The organism is Frankia sp. CcWB2 (genome assembly GCF_977927585.1).
Genome location: NZ_CDWRCM010000036.1, coordinates 19,386 through 21,105 on the forward strand (window position 1 = coordinate 19,386; position 1,720 = coordinate 21,105).

Here is a 1,720-nt window from a genome sequence, read left to right on the forward strand (position 1 = left end):
GGCTCGGTCGACGTCCGGACCGAGTACGTGTTGCGGATCACCGGTACCGTCGCCGTCCGCCCGGAGGGGACCGCGAACCCCGCCCTGGCCACGGGCGAGGTCGAGCTACGCGACTGCGAGGTGCAGGTGCTCTCGGTCGCGACACCGCCGCCGTTCCCGCTGGACGATCGAGCCGACTCCGTCGATGAGACCATTCGTCTCGCCTACCGCTATCTCGATCTGCGCCGTGACCGGATGCAGCGCAACCTGCGGATCCGCTCGGCGGTTCTTGCGGCGATGCGCTCGGCGCTCGCCCCGCTGGACTTCGTCGAGGTCGAGACGCCGCTGCTGATGCCCTCGACACCGGAGGGAGCGCGGGAGTTCATCGTCCCGTCGCGCCAGTTCCCAGGCAGTTTTTACGCCCTCCCGCAGTCACCCCAGCTTTTCAAGCAGTTGCTCATGGTGGGCGGGACGGATCGCTATTTCCAGTTCGCCCGATGTCTGCGCGACGAGGACCTGCGGGCCGACCGGCAGTACGAGTTCACCCAGCTCGACCTCGAGATGAGCTTCGTGGACCAGGACGACGTGCTCGGCGTGACGTCGGCGGCGGTTTTGGCCGCGGCCCGGGCGGTGACCGGCGGCCCCGTGCTGCCGATCGAGCGGATGTCCTGGCACGAAGCGATGAACCGCTTCGGGGTCGACAAGCCGGACCTGCGGTTCGGCATGGAACTCATAGAGCTGACCGCGGTCTTCGCGGGTAGCGGTTTCAAGGCGTTCGCCGGGGCCGAGGCCGTCAAGGGAATCCGCGTACCCGGCGGGTCAGCCTCGCACAACCGGCGCAAGCTCGACGATCTCACCGCGCGGGCGAAGGGACTGGGCGCGAAGGGCCTGGTCTGGATGCGGGTCGGTCCCGGCGGCGAGCTGGAGTCCCCGGTGGCGAAGTTTCTCGCCGCCGAGGAACTCGCCGGCATCGTCGCGGCAACCGCGGCGGTGGCGGGCGACCTTCTTCTCCTGGTCGCCGACGAGTGGGCGATCACCTGCGAGGTGCTCGGCCAGCTTCGCAACGATCTGGGCCGCCCGCCGGCCGGCGAAGGTCCCTTGCGGTTCGTGTGGGTCGTCGACTTCCCGCTGTTCGTCGGGGTGGATCCGGGCACCGGACGGCCGAAGCCGGGGCATCACCCCTTCACCCGTCCGCACCCCGACGATGTGGACAAGCTGGAGACCGATCCGCTCGCGGTGCGTAGCCGGGCGTACGACCTGGTGCTCAACGGCTGGGAACTCGGATCTGGCTCGATCCGGATCCATGAGAGCGATCTCCAGCAGCGCATCTTCGGGATCCTCGGAATCTCGCCGGCGGAGGCGAAGGCTCGATTCGGCTTCTTCCTCATCCCTTTCGGCTACGGGGCGCCACCGCACGGCGGATTCGCGGTGGGGATCGACCGGTTGGTGGCGATCCTCGCCGGTGAGGAGAACATCCGGGAGGTCATCGCTTTTCCCAAGACCCAGTCGGGACTCGACCCGTTGACGGGCGCCCCGACGCCCGTGACCGATCGTCAGCTGCGTGAGCTGGGGGTGCGGGTGGTCACTGCACCGGCACCGGGCCCGGTAGCCGTCTGAGCGCGTCGGGCCCGGCCGATGGGCGGTGAGGTGGTCGGGCCGGGCATTGCCGCGACCAAGCCTTTGGCCAGCTCCCCGGTGGGGGGTGGTGGGGTAGGAACGGGCTGAATGGGGTAGTCACCTT

At 69.0% G+C, this 1,720-nt stretch carries 1 protein-coding gene; it reads left to right on the forward strand.

The window, feature by feature from the left end:
• A partial coding sequence (gene aspS, locus ACY45C_RS06095) for an aspartate--tRNA ligase (RefSeq protein WP_462186671.1) occupies positions 1-1,596 on the forward strand: 1,596 nt, incomplete at its 5' end.
• Between the last annotated feature and the right edge of the window lie 124 nt (positions 1,597-1,720).